We start from the raw sequence: 25,488 nt of genomic DNA on the forward strand, positions 1-25,488 counted from the left end.
GGGAAGGGTAAGTGAAACGCCATGCTTATTATTGGTATTGCCGGCGGTACGGGTTCCGGTAAATCGACGGTAGCACGCGCTGTCGTTGAACGTCTGGGATCAAACAAAGTGACTTTCATATCTCAGGATAACTACTATAAAGACCATTCACATCTGAGTTATGATGATCGTGCTTTGGTCAATTATGATCATCCGTTTGCCTTTGACAACGAATTGCTTATTGAGCATCTTCATTGTCTGAAAGAAGGACAAGCGACCCACGCGCCAGTGTATGACTTCACGGTTCATGCGCGTTCTACAGACGAGACGGTAGAGCTTCTGCCGAATCATATCGTTATGTTGGAGGGTCTGCACGTGCTGTCTGACGAAAAGCTCCGTCAACTGCTCGACATCAAGGTATTTGTCGACACGGATCCGGATGTGCGTATTCTTCGCCGGGTACTTCGGGATATTGAAGAGCGCGGCCGCACCATTCAGTCAATCCACGATCACTATTTGAGTACGGTCAAGCCTATGCACGAAGCATTTATTGAGCCCTCCAAGAAATACGCGGACCTGATCCTTCCTGAGGGAGGCCACAATGAGGTTGGCATTCAACTGCTGTCTATTTTGACTGAAAAATATTTGGCAGGAGATCGGACATGGGGTACGGTTTAGGGTAATCCCGGTTTGTTCAGGCTGTCGAGATCTTCTCGATGGCCTTTTTTTGTCGTTTTATATGCCATTTGAACTAATTTATTTTTGGATTCCCATCCGATTTATGTTAGCATGTAAAGATTAAATACTTTATATTCGAGCCGATTTGGAAGCGTTATCAATTATGTGCCTCAAATGATGTGACGTCCGCTTTAATGGAGGTCTTTTTTTGAATAGGTATAATTACGGAGAGTGCTGCCATGAAAGAGCTATGCAATATTTTGATTGTAGATGATGAGATATTGGTACGGCAAGGGATCAAGCATCACTTATCGTGGGAACAGTATGGATTTCGCATTGTAGGCGAGGCTTCTAATGGAAAAGAAGCGTTAGAGCTGATTGAAACTTTGCGCCCGCATATTGTCATTACGGATATCGTGATGCCTATCATGGATGGCGAGGAACTGACGCGCATTGTCAGACAGAACTATCCCGATATTGAGGTCATTGTGCTCAGTAGCTACGGCGAGTTTAATTACGTGCGATCCACCTTCCAGCAAGGTGTTGCTGACTACATTTTGAAGCCCAAGCTGGACACGGATGAGCTGCTGCAAGTGCTCCAGAGAACGGCCCGCAAAATTCCGTCTATTCAGTATCAAGCAGATGCCGGGGATAATCGAATTACGATGGATCATGTGATAGAAAAGCTCATTTCCGGCTATAGCATCGACTATGATATGGAACTGCTGAAACAGGAATTTCCGTATGTCCGTTTTGCACTCATAGGCGTGGAACAGGTGGAACCACAGCGGAAAGGCCAGTCCCACCCTGCCTCGGACCTATTTTCCAAGCTCACTGATCGAGTGACATCTGCCTGTGAACAAATCGTGTTGCGGCGACTGCCGTCTGATGCAAATGCGGCTGTTTTTTTGGCCAATCTTGATCCGCGTGAATTACACTCCTGGATGGCTGCAGTCAGGGAAGTAGCTCAGGAGACGAAGCAAGTCGAGCCACAGACGGGCTGGGCGGTCAGCCGTCTATTTGATGATTTTAATCAAATGAGCGAGGTCTATCAGGATGAACTGCCCAAACTGCTCAGCTATCGCTTTTACTTCCCGGGAACTGCGCTCCTGATGGAAGACGAGCTTCCCAAGCCTGTTCAGGTAAACAGCTCGTTTAACTTAAAGCAGTTCACAGAAGAGATGAAGCGCGAGCATTTTGATACGGCCTTTCAGGACTTAAGGTCTTATGTAGCTGCCATGTCCCACAACTATACCTCCACCGCTTTTGAATTCAAATCTCTTCTCGGAAACATCGTGTTTAACATTACGATTTTGCTCGGGAATCAGGGGTATGATATGAAAGAGCTGGATGCGGCAAAATACTCCTATTTCAAAGCCATAAATGATGCACCTCATGTACATGAAGCTGTGCGATTGCTGGAGACCTTTTTAGATGAAGCGAACATGCAGATTTTGGCTAAAACGCAGCAAGGAAGCAGTGCGAGCATGAAGAAGCTGCTGGAATATATCGAGGAGCATCACGCTGAGACGCTCAATTTGACGACACTCGGTCAATATTTTCATTTTAATCCCTCCTATTTGTCGAGCTATTTTACAGCGCATCATACAGAGGGCTTCAGCGAGTATTTGAACAAAATTCGGGTTGAAAAGGCTGCGGAACTGCTGCGGTCGGGTACGATGTCCATTTCGGATATTAGCAGCACCGTCGGCTATTCGGACCCCAGCTATTTTACCAAAGTGTTCAGAAAGGTAACGGGTTACTCCCCCAGTCAATACCGCCGGGAGTATCTCCATTAGAGAGCAAACGCATATCTGCCAGCAGAAAAGAGATTGAATATGAAAAGGTATATGCAAAAAATCAAATATCAAGGTCTGTTCTTTAAAATATTTGTCGTTATGGTGGTCAGCATCACCGCGGTGTCCTTGCTGACCACTTTGGTGACGATTCGAATGTCTGAACGACTCTTTGCCGAGACATTCAGTATTACGAATGCCAAGGTACTTAGCCAGATTCAGTCCAGCTTTGAGTCCTTCAATGACTCGATTGTGAATGCCGTAACCCATGCCTCGGAAAACGGGACGGTCAAAAACTATCTGACAGGCGGCCAATTCGATTCCATTAACTCGGCACGCATCTACTTCGGTATGGCACAGCAGATGAAGCAGATTAAATCAAATGTCGACGCCTATGATGTCAGTGTCGCCATAACGGGCATGAACGGCCGAAGCTTCTATTCCGACTCGTCCTACTGGCCGGTAACTGCGGAGGAGCTCAGGAACAATTTGATTACAGCCCGAAGCGCGGCACAGCCGACACGACTTATGTATCAGCTGGATACTGATTTACTTCGTCAGCAAATGAATAATACCGGACAGAAACCCACACCCTATATTATCGCCTCCAGGGCATTCATGGAGCGAACTAGCGGTACGTTGTATGGCATGATCTACATTGCCATTCGCGAGCCCGAATTCCGCCGCTTCTATAACAACTTCACAAGCAACGGCAATGATGTACTTATTTTGGATAAATCGGGACTCATTGTGTCGAGCAACCGTCAGGACCTGATCGGACAACACTCCCGTGAGCTGCTGGGCTATGCGACAAAAATCAATGAGCAAGGGCTAAATTACATGAATGCGAACGTGATGAACAAGGAAAGTATCCTCCTTTCCAACTATATTCCTTCGTATGATTTTTACCTGGTTAACATGATTGACAGGCAAACCGCAATCGGACAAATTATTGACGTTAAATCTGTTGTATTGATCTGCATTGGCATCGTGCTGATTGCTTTGTTGATCGTTTTTCTGATTTCCCGGCGTTTGATTCGTTCTTTGACTCGGCTGGTTAAGCAAATGTCGACTGTCCGCGAGAAAAATTTTGATAACTATCTCCCGGTAACGGGCAGCTATGAGGTCAGGCAGTTGAGTCATGCCTACAATTACATGCTGGATGAACTGAATGACTACATTCGTAAGCTGCTGGAGACGCAAAAAGGACAACGGAATGCAGAGCTCGCTGCACTGCAACGGCAGATCAATCCGCATTTTCTGTACAATACACTGGCTTCGATCAAAATGCTGGTGCTCAAAGGAAACAAGGAAACCGCCGCTGAGACGATCAATGCGCTCATTTCCCTACTGCAAAATACAATCAGCAATGTGAGCGAAACGATCACCATCGAGCAGGAAATGGCCAACATGCAAAATTATGTGTTCATTAACCATGTTCGCTACGGACAGCGGGTACAGGTGAATTATTTTGTATCGCCGGATTGTCTGGAGTACCATGTGCCCAAGCTGATTATTCAGCCTTTTATCGAAAACTCGTTTTTCCATGCATTTAATGAGAAAACCGCGGGTCACATCTATATACTGGTGTCCAAAACAGACGATACATTAATCTGCGAGGTGGCCGATGACGGAGACGGTATGGATTTGGACGGGCATACGGCAAAGGACGGACTGCCCAATCCTAAAAGCAAGCGCCAACTGTTCACTGGTATCGGCATCCAGAATGTACACAACCGCATTACCCTTCTTTATGGAGAAGAGTATGGCGTGACCATCTCCAGCAAAAAAGGCGAGGGTACCAAAGTGAAAATGACACTGCCATTGATCGTAAAACCCGCCTCTCCTATCTAATAAAAATATAGGCTGAACTAAAGACAAAGAAGGTGGAACAAGAACGGAGTGGGCGGAATGGTGCTGTACAAGCGTAGCGGTCGCCTTAAAAGCTTTCTATAGGAAAGCTCACTTCGGAAGCATCGCCTATCCGGATTTTAACCTTATATAATTTGAATAAAGAAATCTGGATACAACAGCGATGGGAAGCACCATCCGACCGCGCAGTGGCGCTTCGTGTACAACTTTAGTTCAATCTAAAAAAAATACCTAAATCTAAAAAAAGCACAAATGTAAGCGGTACCTTTTTTGATAAATCATAATAATAAGACAAATCCGTATAAAGATATTCCTAACTGCCAGCAGAGCAAGGATGATAAACTAGATTCATAAACAAGGTAACCGCTTTCAATAAGTTTTAAATGATTATAAAAAAAGAGTAGGGGTTGAACGAAATGAAAAAAATGACTTTCCTTCTGCTGATCGCAAGCTTGATCTTGCTATCTGCATGTTCCAGCAATTCCGAGAAAGCCGCGACCACCACGGATTCCGGTAAGAAAGAAATCACGGTCTGGGCTTGGGACCCGAACTTCAATATCGCGGCCCTAAAGCTGGCGAAAGATCGCTACGTCGCCAAACATCCTGATGTAAACGTAAACATTGTTGAATATGCTCAAAATGATATCGTGCAAAAAATGAATGCCGGTCTTAACTCCGGTTCTACCAAAGGATTGCCTAACGTGGTTCTGATTGAGGATTACCGGGCACAAAACTTCCTGCAAGCCTATCCTGATTCCTTCCATGATATGAGCAACTCGATCAAAGCATCCGACTTCGCCGATTATAAAATCGGACCGACCAGCTACAACGGCAAGCAATACGGTGTTCCCTTCGACTCCGGTGTTATGGGTCTGTATGTAAGAACGGATTATTTGGAACAAGCTGGCTACAAAGTAGCTGACCTGACCAACATTGATTGGGACAAATTTATTGAAATCGGTAAAGCAGTAAAACAAAAAACAGGTAAAGATATGCTGACTCAAGATCCAAACGACCTCGGTCTGATCCGTGGTATGATCCAATCCGCAGGTTCATGGTACCTGAAAGAAGACGGTAAAACACCAAACCTGGCAGGTAATACAGCTCTGAAAGAAGCGCTCTTGACGTACAAATCCTTGTTCGATGCGAACATTGTTAAAATGAATGCCGACTGGAGTCAATTCCTGGCAGCCTTTAATAGCGGTGCAGTTGCTTCCGTACCAACAGGTAACTGGATTACGCCTTCAATCAAAGCAGAAGCTTCACAATCGGGTAAATGGGCCGTTGTTCCTTTCCCTAAATTGAAAAATGTACCTGAATCCGTGAATGCTTCCAGCCTCGGCGGCAGCTCCTGGTATGTCCTGAATACAGACGGTCAAGATACCGCTGCTGATTTCCTGAAAGAAACATTCGGTTCAGATCAAGATCTATATCAAGATATGCTGAGCAAAATTGGAATTGTCGGTTCATTAAACGCAGCTTCCAGCGGTAAAGCTTATGACGAGACAGATCCGTACTTCGGTGGCGACAAAGTCTACAAGAAATTCGCAGAATGGACCAAACAAGTTCCAAAAGTCAATTATGGCATGCACACTTATGCAATTGAGGACATCATGACCGTTGAAATTCAAAACTACCTGAACGGCAAAGATGTAGACACAGTTCTGAAAGATGCTCAAGGACAAGCAGAAGCACAGCTTAAATAAGACAGTCCATCTAGCCAAGGCTAAACAATAAAACGATAAGCACTTAAAACCTTGGGCTTGCGAGTTCAAGGTTTTAATGCTGCATAGGGAGTTGATATGGTTATGAAGACAGCCACACCCAAAATGACGACATCGCGTTTCAAGGCAGGTATGACAGGATGGTTGTTCATATCCATCGCAGTGATCATGATTGCAGCCTTTTATTTCTACCCGATGATCCAGGCACTTATCTTGTCCTTCAAGACAGGCACGGGGTCTAATCTGACCTTCAACGGCATTGATAACTACAAGCGTCTGTTCACAGATAGCATGTTTATAACCGCCGTGAAGAACACGTTTATCTATTTGATTTTCCAGGTGCCATTGATGGTGATTCTGGCTCTGTTCATTTCGGTATTGCTAAATGATAAAAATCTTAAATTCAAGGGCTTTTTCCGCACAGCCATCTTCTTGCCTTGTATTACATCGCTGGTAGCCTATTCCGTTGTGTTCAAGTATTTGTTCTCGGCTGACGGTCTGGTAAACTCCTTATTGCTGAATCTACATGTGATTGGCACGCCGATCCAATGGATTACAGACCCTTTCTGGGCCAAGGTTACGATTATTATTGCGATCACATGGCGCTGGACCGGCTACAATATGATCTTTTACTTGTCTGGTCTCCAGAATATTGACAGCTCCATCTATGAAGCGGCCCGTATTGACGGTGCTTCCCCTATTCGACAGTTTTTCAACATTACGGTTCCACTGCTTAAGCCGATTATCCTGTTCACCTCGATTACATCGACGATTGGTACACTCCAGCTCTTTGATGAAATCATGAATATTACCAAGGGTGGGCCGGGGAACGCGACATCTTCTATTTCGCAATATATCTACAACCTGTCCTTCAAGTATTCATCCGACTTTGGTTATGCGGCGACCGTATCCTACTCCATCGTCATTATGATCATTATCTTGTCGATCATCCAGTTCAAAGTGGCAGGTGAGAAAAAATGATGAAAACGAAAAGATTATTTACGTATGCCTTTCTGATCATTATATCGTTCGTTTCGATTTTCCCGTTCCTGTGGATGCTATCCAGCGCCACCAACCTGTCGGTTGATGTGACGAAGGGCAGACTCCTGCCTGGCTCTCATCTGATGGATAATATACACAATCTACTGGAAAAAGTGGATATCGTTACTGCGCTGAGTAATTCAGCGAAAATCTCGATTTCCACGACACTGCTGGCGATGCTGATTGCCTCTCTGGCAGGCTATGGCTTTGAAATTTACAAAAGTAAAGCCAAGGATATTGTCTTCAATATCCTGCTGATGTCTATGATGATTCCGTTTGCGGCGATCATGATCCCGCTCTATCGGATGTTCGGCAGTATCTCCAATACACTGCCTTGGATCGGTATTGATACACTTTCGTCTGTCGTCATTCCGACGGTGACTACGGCGTTTCTGATCTTCTTTTTCCGTCAAAGCACCAAGATGTTTCCGAAGGACTTGCTGGAAGCTGGTCGTATGGACGGATTGTCCGAGCTGGGTCTGTTCTTCCGGGTGTATATGCCTACGATGAAAACAACCTATGCCGCTGCCGCTATCATCACGTTCATGTCGAGTTGGAATAACTATCTCTGGCCTCTGATCGTGTTGCAAACGCCTGAAAATCAAACGATTCCATTGTTGATTTCGAACCTCGGCTCCGGCTATGCACCAGATTATGGTGTGATTATGATCGCTATCGTCCTGTCCACGTTGCCGACTGCACTGGTATTTTTCCTGATGCAGAAGCATTTTGTAGCGGGTATGGTAGGCTCGGTAAAATAACGGATTCGCTGTTGTGAAATCCCTTCATTTTAATTTAAAAATAAGGAGTGTTCGCCTTGACCATCCACACCCCCAGCCTGGATTGGCTAACCGACGTAACCAAGTTTGCAGTACATCGTCTGCCTGCCTATTCCGATCATAAATATTACGCTACACTTCAGGAAGCGGAACGCCAGGCCGATATGGTCTGGCGTCATAGCCTGAATGGTAGCTGGAAGTTCAACTATGCTACGAACCCGGCCAGCCGTCCGGTTGAGTTCCATGCCCCTGATTTCGAATACGGCGGCTGGAGCGACATTCAGGTACCGGGTCATATTCAGACGCAAGGCTTCGGCCAAATGCAGTACGTGAATACGATGTATCCGTGGGACGGACATTCGGACGTTCGCCCACCACATATTCCGGAAGATCACAACCCGGTCGGGAGCTATATCAAAAGCTTTGTTTTGCCGGAACATATGGCTTCTGACACGCAGCCTGTGTTCATTTCTTTTCAAGGCGTCGAGTCGGCTTTCTATGTGTGGTTGAACGGGCAATTTGTCGGGTACAGTGAGGACAGCTTTACACCGTCCGATTTTGAATTGACACCGTTCCTGCAAGCAGGCGAAAACAAGCTGGCGGTTGAGGTATATCAGAGAAGTACGGGAGCATGGCTGGAGGATCAGGATTTCTGGCGTTTTTCCGGTATTTTCAGAGACGTATATCTGTACACCATCCCGTCTGTTCACGTACGTGATCTGCATGCCAAGGCCGGTCTGGACGCCTCGTATACGCAGGGCCTTCTGGAGCTGGAGCTGACCTTGGAAAAAGCAGTAGCAGCCTATGCAGCCGTCGATGTCAAAGATGCTGTGGGCCAGATTGTAGCTTCTTTGAAGGCGGATTTTACAGATGGCAAGGCTTCGCTGTCAGCAACACTGGATCAAGTCCAGCGCTGGAGCGCCGAAAAGCCTTACCTGTACACGTTGTTCATCCAAATTCACGAGCCGGACGGGACACTGGTGGAGGTCATTCCGCAGAAGATTGGCTTCCGCAAGTTTGAGCTGATCAACAAGGTGATGCATCTGAACGGCAAGCGGATCGTCTTCAAAGGCGTGAACCGCCATGAATTCAACGCTCGCACCGGACGTGCGATTTCTCGTGAAGATATGCTATGGGATATTCGTACGCTCAAGCAAAACAATATGAACGCGGTTCGCACCTCTCACTATCCGAACCAGACTCTGTGGTATGAGCTGTGTGATGAGTACGGGGTGTATGTGATTGACGAAATGAATCTGGAAACACACGGCTCCTGGCAAAAGCTTGGCGCAGTCGAGCCTTCGTGGAATATTCCAGCCAATCTTCCTGAGTGGCAGGATATCGTTATGGATCGCGCCATTTCCATGCTGGAACGGGACAAAAACCATGCGTCCATCCTGATCTGGTCCTGCGGCAATGAGTCCTATGCGGGTGAAGTGCTGCGGAATGTAGCCAATTATTTCAGAGCCACCGACCCGAGCCGTCTGGTGCACTACGAAGGCGTATTCCACAACCGCACGTACGATGATGCCAGCGATATGGAGAGCCGGATGTACGCCAAGCCCGCAGATATCGAGCAGTATTTGAACGACAATCCGCAAAAGCCGTATATCAGTTGCGAATACATGCATGCGATGGGTAATTCCGTAGGCGGTATGCACAAGTATACAGAGCTGGAGAACAAATACGAGCTGTATCAGGGCGGCTTTATTTGGGATTATATTGATCAGGCGGTCATGAAAAAAGATCGCTATGGACGCGAGTACCTCGCTATCGGCGGCGACTTTGACGACCGGGCCACAGACTATGGATTCTGTACGGACGGAATCGTCTATGCGGACCGGAAGGTTTCACCGAAGATGCAGGAGGTCAAATTCCTGTACCAAAATCTGAAGCTCACGCCGGATCGCACAGGCGTGACGATTCGCAATGAAAATCTGTTCGAGGGAACGGATGACTACGAGCTGGTACACAGCCTGCTTCATGAAGGCCACGAAATCGCACGGAACGTAATTCATGTGGATGTAGCGGCACAGACAGAAGCTCATATTCCGTTGACGCTGACAGATACGGCTGGAATAGACGCGCCTGGTGAATATGTTATTCACACGTCTCTGGTCTTGAAAGAAGCTACGCTCTGGGCGGAGGCCGGATATGAAGTAGCCTTTGGACAGCATATTTTCATCGTGGAAGATACACGTCCACAGACTGTTCCTGCTGGCAGCATTCGAGTCGTGCATGGCGATGTAAACATCGGCGTTCACGGTGCAGATTTTAGTATCATGTTCTCCAAAGGAGCAGGCAGCCTGACTTCACTGCGCTACGCTGGACGCGAGATGATCGCCATTCCTCCTGCCCCATTGTTCTGGCGTGCAACCACGGACAATGACAGAGGTGTAGCGCTTGGGTTTGAAGCGGGCGGTTGGTTTGCTGCGAGTCTAACACGCAGATGCGTGGGGATTGAAGTCACGGAGGAGCAAACTGATCACGTAACCGTTACGTTCCGCTATACACTGAGCATTCATGCAGACGTACGGGTAGCAGTGGCATATACCGTCTTTGCCGATGGCAGCCTGAAAGTGAAATCCACTTATGAAGGCGTATCCGGGTTGCCTAACCTGCCGATCTTTGCTCTTTCTTTCAAGGTTCCAGCAGACTACCGCCATTTGGACTGGTACGCCATGGGACCAGAGGAAAACTATATCGACCGGGCCTTCGGAGCAAGACTCGGCGTATTCCACAACGAAGCAGCGGACAACGTATCCGGTTATGTCGTGCCACAGGAATCCGGTAACCGTACAGGCGTACGCCGTGTCGATATTACTGACGATTCTCAGCGAGGTATTCGTATAACTGCACCTGCAACCGCGCCTGTGGAATGCAATATTTCACCGTACACAGCGTTCGAGCTGGAAAGTGCATACCATCAGTATGAGCTGCCCAACGTCTACTACACCGTCGTCACGGTGGCTGGCAAGCAAATGGGTGTCGGCGGCGACGATAGCTGGGGCGCTCCCGTACACGAGGAATACCAAATTGCAGCCGATCAGAAGCTGGAGTTTGAGTTTACCGTGCAACGGGTGTAAATAAGTTCACCGCATAGATAATCAGGATCATCATTATGCAACAAGCTAAGCCCTTCCGGCTTCTCACGAGAGGAGCATCGGAAGGGCTTTTGTAATTCAAATAGCTGTCCAGTGAAAATAAAGTCTTAGACTGCCGCTGTTGTCATTCAACTAACGTATCCCGTTAGTTGAGCCATAAATCATAGATTATTTTCACTTTGGGAAACTAGATATCCTCTGACGGATTTATAATCGCCAGAACCTGATGATCCTCCCACTCTCCGTTGATCTTTACGTTGCTTCGAGAGATGCCTTCTTTGTGAAAGCCAGCCTTCTCAAGCACACGGATTGATCCTGGATTCCGAGGAGAGGCTTCCCCGACGATCCGGTGAAACTTTAGCTCATCGAAAGCGTAACGCACCGCCTGCTTCACCGCCTCCGTCATATAGCCCTTGCCGTTATAAGCTTGGTCTAGGTCGAATCCGATCATACAGCTCTGAAGCGGTCCCCTCACCACAAAAGATAGCCCTATGCTGCCTATAATCCGGTCGCCCTCCTTGTGGCATACCACGAAGGAATATCTCCGATCCTCCATCATGTCGGCCTTGCTCGTAATAATCTTCTGGAGCTGGTGCTCCTCCGTATAGTACTCTTCTAGATTGCTTGGCGAAAACTTCTCAAACAACTCCCGATTGCGCTTGTACATTGCTGTTAATTCTGCGGCGTCCGCCTCCTCAGAGAACCGGACGTATATTCGCTGCTCCGACATCTGCACCATCCTTCATTACTATGATATTGAGAGAATTATATCACAGGATGAAGATTCGGTAATTGATTCGATAAGTGGTGTATATTAGGATCATTTTATTAATAACTCCAAAAAAACAAAGTAGGAAAGGAGTCGCAGCTCCTTTCCTACTTTATAACAGCCCCTTTGGGGTCCCTTTTTTCGTTTCATATGAAAGAGGATGATGTGTTCAGCCCTCAATGAAAATCATTGCTCTTGACTGCAAGCACCTGACGGGCTATTAGCATAAAGGCATCAAAGGAATGGCAATGCTTTAATCGTTCTAGCGTTTCTTCCTGACGGATCAGTTCTACGAACAGATCGTAAATCCCCATCGCCTGCTCGTAATCCTCTTTACAGATCGAAAGCAGGAATACAACATGGACCTCATGGTTGGCATCCCATTGAATCGGCTTTTCCAGCAGACACACGCTTACGACCGTCCGGTTAGAGCTAAGCTCCAAAGGATGGGGAATCGCCATACCTCGATCCAGAGCCGTAGATCCCAGCTTCTCCCTCTCCATGACTGCTGGCAGGAACTTGTCAGTCACAACTCCTTTTTGCCTCAAAATACCGCTCATTTCTTCAATCAGAGCATCCTTTTTCGGCCGATCGGATCGGGTCATAAACAAGTCCTGGTCAAAATACCGCAGCAGCGAAATTTCCTGCTCCTCATCGCTCGCACGCACCATCCGTGTGATCGTCTCCATATCCCGTTCCGAAGGAATCGGGCTGATCACCGCCGACGGCTTATCCTTACGCTGCTGCAAGTGGATCGTGGATACGATCAAATCCTCGTCGACAGTAGGCATTTCCTCGTATTCCCGAAGTGAGACCACTCGGGATACATCCAGCTCAGCGAACAGGGAACGCAATCTGGATTCCAAAATCCGGGCGGTTCCGTAGCCGGAGCCGCACACCAGCAACACGGTTTTACGACGCCGATGTGGGATATTGTATTTGCGTTCCAAAGCAGCTCCAATATGAAGCGCCAAATAACCGATTTCGTTATCGTTGATGTCATACGGAAATGCTTTTTGCAGTTCTTTTACTGCACCGACCGTGATTTCATAAGCAAGCGGATAATACTTGCGGATATGCCCAAGCAACGGATTACGCATGTTCATGCCATGCTCCAGCCGGGTCAGCATCGGTTTCAGATGCACAAACAAATCCCGGGACAGCCGTTCATCGTCACGCAAATCATAGGTGAAGCGCTCGTAGACAAAGGTCAGCATCTCGCGCACAGCCAGGAAGAGACGGTCAGACTGGAGACGCTCCCACTCGGTTTCGGCCATCTTTTTGCTGACGATATGCAGCAGGACATAATCCAGCTCCCCTAAAGGACAGGTGATGCCAAAAGCCTCTTCCATCTCACTCAGAATGGTAGTAGCCAGTTCAATATCCCGCTGACCGCCTGCCACCTTTTCAAAGCGCTCCAATCCATGTCCTTCCTTCACTCGCAGTACCATAACCGCCAGATGGGTGATCAGGTCCTTCAGCGCCAAATCCGCCATCTTGATGCCGTTGGGCCGTAGATGCTTCAAAATAATTGCACGGATTCGCGGTAAATCCAGCCCCTGAAACAGCTGTTGCTGTTCCAAAGGCATACCGCTGCGTTGTCCTTCTTCATCGCGTACATCGGCATACTCAGCGAGACAGTAACGAATACTTTTCTCTTCCCCGACCACCTTCACGCCATATCCCGGCTTGGTGCGCAGGGTGAGAGCATAATCATCCAGAATCCGCCGAATGATTTTAAAATCATTATTCATGGTCGCCCGGCTAATATACAGCTCGTCGGCGAGGTCTTCCATCTTCACGTATTCTCCCGTATTCAGCAGCTTGAATAGCTCATACCTTATGCGTTCTTCCGGTGCTCCCGGTAGCCGCCCGCTTACCTCCGTTTCTTCCTGACCTTCCTCAGCGAATAAACGGTATCTTTCGGGATCAACGACCATGATTGTATAGCCGCTGCCCCTCTTGGATTCCAGACGTGCTCCATATTCATTCAGAATACCGCCCAGTTTTTTGAGATCATCGCGGATCGTCCGCTCTGTGACCTCCAGCCGCTCAGACAGTGCTTTGGTGGTCCAAGACCAGCCCTGATCGTTTCCACTGACGAGCTGGTACAGCTTTTTCAAGCGTTTGTAGGGAAAATTCATGTAGATTCAAGACCTCCTTTCCGATAAACTATGTTTTGTTTCCGTGTTACTTCGATTCAGGTGTAACCAGTACCGTTAATAGCTTGCAATGCCCCAACTCCGGCAATGGTGCGCCTTCGGCATCCGATGAGGCCAACGTTTCTCCCTTGGAGCGCTCATCCAGCGAAGCCAGCTCATAGTGGGCCGATTCACCGAATGCGATGCGTCCGACTGCATTCTTCTCCAAATAAGGATTAAATACACGCACAATATATCCATCATTATGCTCTGCTTTCTTGAAGGCACTCAGGATCACATTCGAATCCTCGCTAAAGGATAGAAGGCTGTAGCTTTGCTCGAATATTCTTTCTTCGTCACGGAAGGCGAAAATTAAACGACCATTCAGGAAGTCAGACAGCTGGTAGCTGGTCAATGGCGTTAAATATTCCTTGGCCACTTTAGCTACATCTGCTTCATCAAAACCGGACTCATGCACATGCAGGGCAAAAGTGCATGAAAGCTCGCCAATGAGCTGTGCATCCGGCGTTTCTACGATCTTTTCTCCCGAAGCGCGTCCCGGGCGGTACAATAGATTTTCCTTGCCCATAAACCCGAAAGTACGGAATAACGTCAGCGCTATTGTATCATGTTCTTTGCCAATGACCTCATATTCTCGTACTCCTCCGGTCAGCACCGCTACTCCACGGGAACCATCGTTCAGCGCAGCATAGCTTTGCAGAGCCTCAATCGTGATCGGTTTTTCCGTCCACTGCTCACGTTCCCACACCTCTACCTCCTCCAGCGTTGTCGGACGGGCAATGACCCCGAACGGTTGATCCGCAATAGAAAGCTTGGAAGCAATCCCAGTGTCAAATAGCACCCGCAGACGGTGACTCAGCACCTGATTGTCCACATCCACCGAGAAACGTATCAGGCGTTCACCTTTCCGCAGGGAAACCGATGCCTGTAGTGGTAGCACGGCAGAAGTCAAAGCAGCGGCGCGTTCATTCAAATCGTACGGAACCTTTAGCTTCATACGGAGGGACAGCTCCTCGGCTACCGGACCTTTAGATGTCACCGTCTCCACATCAGCACCGAGCGAAGAAATGGTGAGGTCACGTTCCGGCGGAGAATAGTTATAGGAATCTCCGTCATCCCCATTTTCCTCAAACACCATCTGATCCGCGTACACACGTCCCGAGATTTTATCCGTAATGCTTAATGCCCCGTTCTCTTGTACAGCTACGCTATAAAATTCGTTTTCAATACAGTTTCCGTTACTGTGTTCTTCCGTGGCATCCCCGGTCGAACTGAAATCAAATACAATCTGCGTATATCCCATAGCAGGTACTTCCTGAAGCTCTACCAGCAGCTTCGCACGGAATACACGTTCAGGCAGATACACTTTTTTGCTCGGATTCAGGTAAATATGCTGACCAAGCACATAGTCTGTCTGTTCCACTTTTTCGGTAATCGTATACGGAAGCTGCTGTCCGTTCGTATCCCGAATTACAAAGCTTCCCTCCGGTAAATAAGCATCAATCTCTGTAACGCCCTTACGGGGATAAGGCAATGTGTTAAAGATGGTGAAGGCAAAAGTCTCCTCCTGTTTAATCTTTGAAGCAATCAGGCGTTTATGCAGCTCCAGTAGATTTTCCGCGATATCCCGCGCCTGCTTGTAGCGAAAAGCCACATCCCGGTTCGTCGTGTCACTGTTGCAGCCACCGATGCTGTCATGGGCAGCATTTTCAAACATCAGCTTCCAGATATCCTTCACGATGTAATGCGGGTAGTCATGTCCCAGTGCATGACTGATCGACAGTACAGGCTCCAGCGTATTTACAATTAAATTTTCAATATAGTTATTTTGCTGCTTGAGGTCAGCCCGCGTAGAAAAGATCGACTTATGGATACGCATATGCTTCGCTTCCATTAGCTCTCCTTCCAGCACAGGAAGTTCGCTGCTGTCCTTTTCAATTTCTTCAAGGAAACGCTCCGGCTCATTCATCACATATTCCCGTTCCGGGTCAAGCTCGTTGAACTTGCGGATCAGCTCCGGCAGGTTCAAGCGGACAGGCGCTTGGTCGAAGCCGTTCGGAAAATAAATATGGCGAGTGGACGCTTTTTCTTCCAGCGCACCGATTTGGCTGTCCAGATATGCTTCAAGTTCTCCGGGTTCCTCCGGAATATTACCGCCATAGTAGTACCCAAACGGTATTTGAACCGCAAACACCTGACTCCCATCCGAGCCCTTCCACAAAAATTCAGTTTTCGGGTTCGTATTGTCTGCCACCCCGCGCCAGAACAGAAAATGGCGAATGCCGAACTCCTGATAAATCTGCGGCATTTGCGCCGATTGACCGAAAGCATCCGGCACATAACCGACCTTCATCGCATGACCATATTTCTGCGCCGTCTCCATACCGTAGTACAGATTGCGGACCATGGATTCGCCGGAAATGACTAGCTGATCCGTCTGCGTATACCACGGCCCGGTCAACAGGCGCTTGTCCGTTACAAGACGACGAATGCGCTCCTCGTCTTCGGGACACCATTTGATGTAATCATTCAGTAAGGACCCTTGTGCATCCAGCAGATAATACTTGAATTCGTCTACATTTTCTAACGCATCCAGCACTTCTTTCACATGCTTTACCAAGTAAACTTTGGATCTGGAAGTGGTAAAATACCACTCCCGATCCCAGTGAGTATGTGGAATGACATGCACTTTCGTACGGTTCATATCTCTATCTCCCTCCGTGTTGTCTATCTTCTATCTAGTGAAGTTCAGGAATAATTTAGTCAAATACCAGTTCGATGTCTTCTCCATTTTTCTTGACGGACGCTTCTTTTGTATCTGCATGCTGCTTTTCTTCCTCACGGAAGTTGACGAGCAGGGTTCCCGCTACAATGATTAAAGCTCCCGTAATCCCTCCTGCGAGATAAGCAAACGGAGTACCTACAGATATCGCGCCATACAGGCCGCCGATTGGAGGCATGATGACATGTGCGCCCAACAAAGCTGTCAATGCCGCACCTGCCGCACAGGCAATCATGTTCAACGGAATCAGCTTGGCAGGGTTGCGCAACGTAAAGGGAATAGCCCCTTCAGTGATTCCGATAATGCCCATGATGACCGAGCCTTTTCCAGCTTCCCGATACGTTTTGGAAAAACGGCGTTTCAGAATCAGAGTCGCAAGTCCATAGCCCAATGGTGGAATACAGATAGCAATGTTTACGAAAATATTAGGCAAGTACACACCTGACAGGAATAACGCATTTCCCGCCATCCAGGCTGCTTTATTGACAGGACCGCCAAGGTCGAACCCGATCATGGCGCCCAAAATCAGGGCAAGCACGAGGGTGCTGGTTCCGCTTTCACTCATATGCTTGATCCAGTTAACCAGTCCTTCGTTAATCGCACTGAGCGGTCCACCCAGGATGACGGACATGAGAATCCCCGTTAAGCCTACGGTAATGAGCGGTAGAATAATCAGTGGAACAGAACCAGCGGCTGGGCCTGTGATTTTTACTTTATTTTTCACCCACAGGGTGAGGTATCCGGCAAAGAACCCGGCAACGAGCGCGCCCAGAAAACCAGCATTCGTTTCCTGTGCCAGTACGCCACCAATCAGCCCCGCAGCAAGCGCAGGCTTATCAGCAATCGAGTAGGCGATATATCCGGCCAGCACCATGTTCAGCAACCCAATTCCGCGCCAGCCGACATTTTCCATCAAGTATAAAATATGAAGAAATCCGCTTTTATCGGCATAGGGACCGAAGTCCGTGACCCCCATCGTCAGTCCAATAATCTTACACACCGCAACAATCAAGGAACCTGCAATAATAACTGGCAGGAGGTAGGAAATGCCTGTCATTAGATGCTTTCTAGCTTCACTCAGCCATTTTTTCATCATGTTCTCTCCTATCTTGAATACTACTGTTATCCAAAGGCTAATCGGTTGTTATTCAAGGCAGCTACGCTGCTGCTTTTCTTTTTACTACATGTTGCTGTTCCCCAGCCTTGGCCTTATTTTTGAGCCGAGATGGCTTCCACCGCTTTGGTGAGAACCGCTTCCGCATTGTTGACCGCATGACCGATTTTGACACGAACGATTCGTTTATCCTCAAAACGCTCCGCTTCCTTTACCGTCTGGTCCGAGGCAATCAGTACAAAGTCCGCTGCTGCAATTTCTTCCTCCGTAAGCTTGTTCACCTGGCCTAGCGCACCCTGCTGTTCCACTTTAATGTTGTGACCGAGCTGTGCTGCTGCTTTTTCCAGTGCTTTTGCCGCCATGGGGGTATGAGCCAAACCTGCTATACACGATGTAACGCCTACAATTTTCATTTTATGACACCAACCCTTCTGTATATTGTTCGAGCAAATGATACACATCATCGCCGCTCTTGGCACCCGCCACCGCCTCTTTGAAGGAATCCTCCAATAGCAAGGTTGCGAGTGAGGAAATAATTTGCAAATGGGATACATCCACGGAGCCTTTTGGTACTAAAATACTGAAAATATACTGGACAGGCTTACCGTCATGAGATGCCCAATCAATACTATCTTGCAATCGGATAACCAGAACTGCTGGTCTTGTGACTGCTTCGCTCTGCGTATGAGGTATGGCAAACTGATCCTGAAGGCCCGTCGAATATACCTTCTCCCTTTCCCACAAATCCTGCACCAGCTGTTCTCTATGGACGGTGACACCCAGCTTCTCAGCCTCTTGGGCAATAAATTCAAATACAGCCGATTTTGTCTCCAGCTTCTTATCCAGATAAATCTGTTCTCTAGTAATCATGGTGGATGTCTCTCCTCCCTTCTATCTATAAGTGAAACGCTTACAAGTTCATTCTAGCCGACTCTCCTCTAATGTTTTACCTATAAAATTTCCCTATCCAAGCGGAAATGCATTAGAGTTAATTTTTGGGAATGGAAAAGAAAAAAAGCGCACAAGGCGCTTTAGCTTCTCGTCAGACTTTGTTCATAAATGTTTTATGATAGGCATTCCGGTACTGCGAAGGGGTCATATTCACTATTTTTTTAAACAGACGCATGAAATACTTTTCATCCGTATATCCCGCTTCTTCCGCAACCTGCTTAATGCTCATATCGGTACGGGAAATCAGCTCCTTGGCTTTATTGATACGGATGCTGTGAATGAACTCCAAGGGCCGCATACCTGTATTTTGCTTGAACAAACGGGATATATAATCCTTGTTGTAATTGAATTTTCGGGCTAAATCCGTCACGGTTATCGGTTCTTCCGCATGAATACGGGTCCACTCGATAATCTTGTTGAAGCTCACATTCCCCTGTGGGCTGGCGGGACTGGAGGTCAAGCGGCTGAGAGCCAGCTCGGATATCTCAATCAGCAGCGAGGTGAACAGATAATTTACACTGTGATACGTAAGATAGTGCGAATTGGCTACGTGTAGAATCTGATTGACGATTATATGAATCCGGTCTCCATTGCCTGCGCGTACACATTGCGGTATATAGATATCCCGTACAAAGCCATGGCGCTGCAAATGAGCATCCATAACACGGGTCTCCCGCTTCATTTCTTCATTAGATAATACATTTGGGGTCGTGGGAACATCGAAGTGAAACCAGTAAAATGTTACTCCCGGCAACGATTCTTGATATCCTCCATGTGTACGACCGGGATAAAGCAACACAATATCTCCTTCCCCGATCTCAAAATGCTCTTGTTCCTCCCGTATATATACCGTCTCCCGCACACCAAGGATCAGCTCGAAGTTCTCTATAGAACGACTCATATGCTTCCAGGGCACCTCGGAAATAAACTCACCTGCTGAGATAAGCTGAACGGGTGCATCCACGTTTACTTTCAGATAAGTCATTTTATCGCCTCTTTAGGTTCATGTTCGGATTTGTCCACCCATTGTATGGTTAAGCTACTGACATACCGCGATGGCAATGCTAATGTAGTGGAGAAATATACACTTTCATCTTAGCTAAGGAGCGATAATTTTGAAAGCAAAAGCTTTTGAATTGCATAACGTAAGCATTGATTCCGGCCCACTTTTACATGCTATGGAGCTGAATGCGGCCTATCTGCTGAGTTTGGAACCCGACCGTTTATTATCGCGCTTTCGTGAATATGCAGGACTGGAGCCCAAAGCGGCTCACTATGAAGGCTGGGAATCCCGCGGCATCAGCGGGCATACCCTCGGTCACTATCTGTCCGGCTGCTCGCTGATGTTTGCCTCAACGGGTGACGAAAAGCTGCTTGAACGAGTACATTATGTCATCGACGAGCTGGAAATATGCCAAAACAATCATGGAAACGGATACATTTCCGGGATTCCGCGTGGGAAAGAGCTTTTCGAGGAAGTGAAGGCTGGCGATATACGCTCTCAGGGCTTTGATCTGAACGGAGGCTGGGTACCGCTATACACCATGCATAAACTCTTCGCAGGCTTGCGGGATGCCCATCTGCTCGCGCATCATCCCAAGGCTTTGCGGATGGAAATCAAACTCGGTGACTGGCTGGAGGATGTATTCCAAGGGCTGAACGATGATCAGGTGCAGCAGGTGCTTCATTGCGAGTTTGGCGGCATGAACGAGGTGCTGACGGATCTGGCCGAACATTCCGGGGAAGAGCGCTTCTTGAAGCTGGCGGAACGCTTTTATCATGGGGAAGTGCTGAACGATCTGGCAGAAAACCACGATACGTTGGCAGGACGGCATGCCAATACCCAAATTCCCAAAATCATTGGCGCTGCACGGCAATATGAAATGACTGGGAAACCGCAGTATGCGGATCTCTCCCGCTTTTTTTGGGATCGGGTTGTTCACAAGCATTCCTATGTCATTGGCGGCAATAGCTATAATGAGCATTTTGGTGAACCGGGGAAGCTGAATGACCGTTTGGGCGAAGGTACCTGCGAAACCTGCAACACCTACAACATGCTGAAATTAACGAGGCATATGTTCGAATGGGACGCATATGCAGCGTATGCAGACTACTATGAACGGGCAATGTTCAATCATATTCTGGCTTCACAGCAGCCCGTCGATGGACGTGTATGCTATTTTGTATCGCTGGAAATGGGCGGACACAAGTCCTTCAATTCTCAATATGAGGATTTTACATGCTGTGTCGGGTCCGGGATGGAAAGCCACTCCATGTACGGCACTGCGATTTATTTTCACACGCCAAAAACGATCTATGTTAATCAATATGTCCCTTCGACCGTGACGTGGGATGAGATGGGCGTACAGCTCAAACAAGAAACTCTCTTTCCGCAAAATGGTCGGGGAACGCTGCGCGTCATCAGCAAGGAGCCCAAATTGTTCACGATCAAGCTAAGATGCCCGCATTGGGCGGAGCAAGGTATGATGATTAAAATCAACGGAGAAGAGTATGCCGCAGAGGCTTGTCCTACCAGCTATGTTGTAATTGAACGGGAATGGAACGATGGGGATACGGTCGAGTACGACATTCCTATGACAGTAAGAGTCGAGGAAATGCCGGATAATCCGCGCCGGATTGCCTTTATGTACGGTCCGCTTGTGCTGGCCGGGGACCTTGGGCCTGTCGCACCGGAGTCCAACGAGGAGCATCTGCTTGCGTCTGTTCTGATTGGATCGGCCGACTCTTTGACAACGAAACTGATTGCTGACGAGAACGAGCCTAATACATTCCTTATGAACGATGTAGGCTATGTCAGAGATTTGGAGCTTCGCCCGTTTTATCAGATGTATGATCGTTCTTATACCGTTTATTGGGACCTCTTTTCCAAGGAAGAATGGGCATCAACAGAGGCGGAATACCGCACTGCGTTAGCGTACCAGTTGGAGTTGGAGCGACTTACGGTGGATGTTGTGCAACCTGCTGAAATGCAGCCTGAACGGGATCATGCCTTTACGGGCGAACATGTGAGTCTGGGGTCCATCTATAACCGTAAATATCGCGATACATGGCCTGGGGGCTGGTTTTCTTTTGTCATGAAGGTGCTCCCGGATGAGCCTGTCCAATTAGCGGTGACTTATCTGAAAGACTCCAACCGCTCTCATCGTGACTTTGACATCACCGCAGATGGTCAGAGGTTAGGAGAAGGCAAGCTGAAGTCCGAGGAAATGAACAAATTTGAAACGTTCGCGTATGAGCTTCCACTGCCTGTGACGAGCCAAAAGAATGAAGTTACGATTCAATTCACAGCCCATCCACAAGGCAAGGTTGCGAAAGTTGCCGGATTGCGGATAATCAAAAGTTACCTATAGCGCCACTACGCAGTCGGATAGTGCTTCCCATCGCCCACCGGATTTCTGGAATAAAGCCCTTCATCGGTGGAAATCCGGGGGTGGTGATGCTTCCGAAGCGAGCTTTCCTACAGAAGGCTTTGAAAGCGACCGCTTCGCTTGTACAGCACCATTCCGCCTACTCCGTTTTAATGTTCATTTCGCGAAAGCTGTCTCTAATCTTGCGCAACTCTTGCTGTGATCGACCATATCGGGAAGCGTACGTCCAGGCAAGCACTTGGTGATAATGCGAAGGAGTCTCTATCGTAGTCACGTTATACATAACTGGAGTATCTTCCACTTCTCCTTTTAATGTAAATTCAATAGCAAGATAGCCGTTTACCACGATGTTGGAAACCTTTCCCGATTCAGGGGTTGTAAGCCCTGATTCTATATGGCTCTGAATGATCTGTTTATACTCTTGAAGAGTCATACTGCTGTCGAAATCGCTTTTCGGTTCAGATAATACAATCAAGTATCTTTCTGTAAATTCATTTTTAATGGAGATATCCGCATCCTCATTAATCGTATAATCCCGTGACCAGCTCCACGGAGCCGTAACTTCAAACTGATCGTCCTTACTGACAAAAACGTCGGGCTTGGTTACTTGTGTGATGAGAGAAGAAATAAGGGATACAGCAAAGATGGCCGAAATGATCGTCATCAGGATGATTGCCCCTGCAAAAATCCCGGTTTTCTTTCTTCCCACAGCTCTCAGATCCCGTACCTTTACAACATATGTACCCGCAGCCATATCACCCAGCCGTTGTTTTTTGGGTGTCGCCAGCACACATATACCTGCAGGTAACCCCCAGAAAAGCAGCGGATTCGTATCCACCAGATGTATGGCGGTGCGGATCAACGATTTAACCATGCCCGGCGAGCTTCCTTCCCCATTCACAACTTGGATACGAAGAAGATATTTGCCCAGCGTGTAGCCTGTAAGTCCTTCCAGTAAGAGATAATAGCAGAAGGAGCCGATCAGGAAGATACCCACAACCATAACGATATTGGGACTTTCGGCAGCAGCTAACTTTTTCGCTGCAAAATAAACCAGTCCTCCATATCCAAAAACGATAAGGATGAAGTCAATCATCCAGGCAGCCCATCTTCTGAAAAAAATAGAGGCTCCGTATGTTGCTGATAACACAGCCATCCTGTCCGGCTCGGGTCGAATATAGCTCCCATTGACTACATGCTCACCCGATACTACGGTGGATGGATGTTTCATTAAATCATGTTCTTCCAAATCATACACCTCTAATGTCAAATTAAATCCTCATTCAGTATAGCATTCCTTTTCATCCAGTGAAGCAAGCCTGACAGCGCACTGGAGCAAACGGAATCCCGCCGATGAACAAACCACACCTCCAATTTCCGATATTTTTCAGGCAGACGATGTGAAGCAATACTTCCCGTTTCCTCCGCCTTCGCAATCGAGGATTGTGGCAGCATGGACACTCCCAGACCAGAAGCTACACCACCCAGAATAACTTCCAATGTTCCAAATTCCATAATCTGATAGGCATTAATACCTGTTTCGCTCAAAAAACCTTCCGCTCTTGCCCGGTGTGTGCAGCCCACGTCGAAAAACAGCATCGGCTTGGCAAGCAGCTCGTCCATGTTCCTGTTCCCCGGTTCCGAGATAAGCACCAATTCCTCTTCATAGGCCGCAACATGGTCTATATGCGGATCATCGACAGGCCCATAGACGAAGGCTCCATCTAATTCATAATTCAATACCTTTTGTACGAGATCATGCGTGCCGCCTGTCAAAAGGGATAGTTGGACATCCGGGTATTGTGAGTGGTATTCCGCCAATAATGAAGTCAAATGCGTGACCGCCGCTGTCTCAATCGAGCCCAATCGCAAAGGTCCCGTAGGATGGTCCGAATATTGAGTGGACTTTACAGCCTCGTCCAGCAAGGTCAGAATTGTATCCGCATATCCCAGTAGATTCTCTCCTGCCGGCGTTAGCGTCATTCCGCGATTAGATCGACGAAAAAGCGGTACGTTCAATTGTGCCTCAAGCTGCTGAATCCGGGAGGTCACATTGGACTGTACATAGTTCAAAACCTGCGCAGCCTTCGTGATACTGCCCTCGCGAGCAACAGCCTGAAATATTTTCAAATCACTGCTTTCCATATATACGTCACCTGCTTGGTATGATCATTTATGATACTCACGTTCGATTTTGTTCATTTTACCGGATGCTTATCGCTCTGTACAATTCAATATACATGCAAATGCATCTCAATTCGAACCACGGGAGGTTTTACAATGAAAGCTATGATACATGCCAGCAAAAACGGCCTTGAGGGCCTTATGTATAAAGAAGTTACGGACAGACAGCCGGGGCACGACGAAGTGAAGGTAAGGCTCCAAGCCGCAGGATTGAACCATCGAGATCTATTCCTCATGGCGGATCGAACCACCAACGATGCTCCACTCATTCTCGGGTCGGATGGCGCAGGCGTGATCGAGGCTGTGGGCGATGGCGTCCCAATCTCGCTGGTAGGCACCGATGTAATCATTAATCCATGTATCGGATGGGAGCATACGCACCACATTCCCTTGGTTCCAGCCATTCTGGGCGGACCTTCAGACGGGACATTCGCTGAATCGGTTATCATCCCCGTCCAAAATGCCGTCCGCAAGCCAGCTTACCTATCTTGGGACGAAGCAGGGGGGCTACCTTTGTCTGCCTTGACCGCTTACCGCGCTCTCTTTACCAGAGGCCAATTACAGCAGGGTGAGCATGTCCTCATTCCCGGTATTGGCGGCGGTGTAGCCACGTATGCCATGCTTATGGCTTTAGCGGCGGGCGCACGGGTCAGCGTCACATCACGTAGCGAAGCGAAAAGACAAGCTGCCCTCGCCCATGGCGCAAATCATGTATTTGACAGCCATGGCGATTGGAAAGAAAGTGTAAACGGAGACGCCGTGGATCTGATCCTTGACAGTATCGGCCCTGCTACGTTCGACAAATACATGGAAATCCTCAAACCGAACGGTCGAATCGTTACATTTGGCGCAAGCTCAGGAGATCGAATAGAGATTCCGCTGCGGTCTATATTTTTCCCTCAAATCAGCATCATCGGCACCTCCATGGGCAGCGGCGAGGAATTCGCAGATATGCTTCAATTCATGGAGCGCCATGCACTCCATCCAATTATAGATAGCGTATTCCCTTTACAAGACACGGCACAAGCCTTCCACCGTATGCAGCAGGGAGCACAGTTAGGTAATATAGGGATCAGGATGAAGTAAGAGCCTGAACGAAGTACAGGAAGAAAAAAAATCCACTACTATAAAATGCCTTCATCCAGAAGTCAATTTTATGGTAGT

The 25,488-nt window shown here is 47.9% G+C and carries 18 protein-coding genes; 9 read left to right on the forward strand and 9 right to left on the reverse strand.

Translation table 11 applies throughout. From position 1 onward, the window contains the following. The first annotated feature begins 21 nt into the window (after window positions 1–21). The 7 genes from udk to lacZ all read left to right on the forward strand — a co-directional run bounded on the left by udk (window position 22) and on the right by lacZ (window position 10,955). On the forward strand, window positions 22–657 hold the full coding sequence (udk, locus tag QD47_RS04470) for a uridine kinase (RefSeq protein ID WP_044644986.1): 636 nt from the start codon (window positions 22–24) through the stop codon (window positions 655–657). 239 nt (window positions 658–896) lie between these two features. Continuing rightward, complete coding sequence (locus QD47_RS04475) at window positions 897–2,456, forward strand: response regulator transcription factor (protein ID WP_044644987.1); 1,560 nt, start codon at window positions 897–899, stop codon at window positions 2,454–2,456. Window positions 2,457–2,495: 39 nt separating this feature from the next. Beyond that, complete coding sequence (locus QD47_RS04480) at window positions 2,496–4,307, forward strand: cache domain-containing sensor histidine kinase (RefSeq protein WP_044644988.1); 1,812 nt, start codon at window positions 2,496–2,498, stop codon at window positions 4,305–4,307. A 434-nt stretch (window positions 4,308–4,741) separates the two neighbouring features. Continuing rightward, window positions 4,742–6,031 (forward strand): ABC transporter substrate-binding protein, encoded by a 1,290-nt coding sequence (locus QD47_RS04485; RefSeq protein ID WP_044644989.1) that lies wholly within the window; start codon window positions 4,742–4,744, stop codon window positions 6,029–6,031. A 102-nt stretch (window positions 6,032–6,133) separates the two neighbouring features. Beyond that, on the forward strand, window positions 6,134–7,030 hold the full coding sequence (locus QD47_RS04490) for a carbohydrate ABC transporter permease (protein WP_044644990.1): 897 nt from the start codon (window positions 6,134–6,136) through the stop codon (window positions 7,028–7,030). Next, entirely contained in the window at window positions 7,027–7,851 is an 825-nt protein-coding gene (locus tag QD47_RS04495; protein WP_044644991.1) for a carbohydrate ABC transporter permease, read from the forward strand. Before QD47_RS04490 ends, QD47_RS04495 begins: the two co-directional genes overlap by 4 nt. A gap of 56 nt (window positions 7,852–7,907) precedes the next feature. Continuing rightward, window positions 7,908–10,955 carry a beta-galactosidase, LacZ type gene (gene lacZ / locus QD47_RS04500; protein ID WP_044644992.1) on the forward strand — a complete coding sequence of 1,016 codons (3,048 nt, stop codon included), beginning with the start codon at window positions 7,908–7,910 and terminating at the stop codon, window positions 10,953–10,955. A 205-nt stretch (window positions 10,956–11,160) separates the two neighbouring features. Here lacZ and QD47_RS04505 read toward each other — a convergent pair whose 3' ends face one another. The 7 genes from QD47_RS04505 to QD47_RS04535 form a co-directional block, all read right to left on the reverse strand. Further along, window positions 11,161–11,703 carry a GNAT family N-acetyltransferase gene (locus QD47_RS04505; protein WP_052646715.1) on the reverse strand — a complete coding sequence of 181 codons (543 nt, stop codon included), beginning with the start codon at window positions 11,701–11,703 and terminating at the stop codon, window positions 11,161–11,163. 215 nt (window positions 11,704–11,918) lie between these two features. Then, window positions 11,919–13,886, reverse strand: coding sequence for a BglG family transcription antiterminator (locus QD47_RS04510; RefSeq protein WP_044644993.1), 1,968 nt, complete (start codon window positions 13,884–13,886; stop codon window positions 11,919–11,921). Window positions 13,887–13,932: 46 nt separating this feature from the next. Next, complete coding sequence (gene mngB, locus QD47_RS04515) at window positions 13,933–16,608, reverse strand: mannosylglycerate hydrolase (RefSeq protein WP_044644994.1); 2,676 nt, start codon at window positions 16,606–16,608, stop codon at window positions 13,933–13,935. A 55-nt stretch (window positions 16,609–16,663) separates the two neighbouring features. After that, a complete protein-coding gene (locus QD47_RS04520) occupies window positions 16,664–17,779 on the reverse strand; it encodes a PTS fructose transporter subunit IIC (protein ID WP_044644995.1) in 1,116 nt (371 codons plus the stop codon). Between the two features lie 116 nt (window positions 17,780–17,895). Continuing rightward, a complete protein-coding gene (locus tag QD47_RS04525) occupies window positions 17,896–18,213 on the reverse strand; it encodes a PTS fructose transporter subunit IIB (RefSeq protein ID WP_014279235.1) in 318 nt (105 codons plus the stop codon). A 1-nt stretch (window position 18,214) separates the two neighbouring features. Beyond that, on the reverse strand, window positions 18,215–18,670 hold the full coding sequence (locus tag QD47_RS04530; protein ID WP_044644996.1) for a PTS sugar transporter subunit IIA: 456 nt from the start codon (window positions 18,668–18,670) through the stop codon (window positions 18,215–18,217). 172 nt (window positions 18,671–18,842) lie between these two features. Next, on the reverse strand, window positions 18,843–19,736 hold the full coding sequence (locus QD47_RS04535; protein WP_044644997.1) for a helix-turn-helix transcriptional regulator: 894 nt from the start codon (window positions 19,734–19,736) through the stop codon (window positions 18,843–18,845). A gap of 130 nt (window positions 19,737–19,866) precedes the next feature. Here QD47_RS04535 and QD47_RS04540 point away from each other — a divergent pair, with 130 nt between their 5' ends. Then, entirely contained in the window at window positions 19,867–22,122 is a 2,256-nt protein-coding gene (locus tag QD47_RS04540; RefSeq protein ID WP_044644998.1) for a glycoside hydrolase family 127 protein, read from the forward strand. 157 nt (window positions 22,123–22,279) lie between these two features. Here QD47_RS04540 and QD47_RS04545 read toward each other — a convergent pair whose 3' ends face one another. Next, window positions 22,280–23,371, reverse strand: a complete 1,092-nt coding sequence (locus QD47_RS04545) for an RDD family protein (protein ID WP_412177957.1) — start codon at window positions 23,369–23,371, stop codon at window positions 22,280–22,282. A gap of 35 nt (window positions 23,372–23,406) precedes the next feature. Continuing rightward, entirely contained in the window at window positions 23,407–24,285 is an 879-nt protein-coding gene (locus QD47_RS04550) for a LysR family transcriptional regulator (protein ID WP_044644999.1), read from the reverse strand. Between the two features lie 135 nt (window positions 24,286–24,420). Here QD47_RS04550 and QD47_RS04555 point away from each other — a divergent pair, with 135 nt between their 5' ends. Further along, a complete protein-coding gene (locus QD47_RS04555) occupies window positions 24,421–25,410 on the forward strand; it encodes a zinc-binding dehydrogenase (RefSeq protein WP_044645000.1) in 990 nt (329 codons plus the stop codon). The last annotated feature ends 78 nt before the right edge of the window (window positions 25,411–25,488 follow it).

The organism is Paenibacillus terrae, from assembly GCF_000943545.1.
Taxonomy (GTDB): Bacteria; Bacillota; Bacilli; order Paenibacillales; family Paenibacillaceae; genus Paenibacillus; species Paenibacillus terrae_A.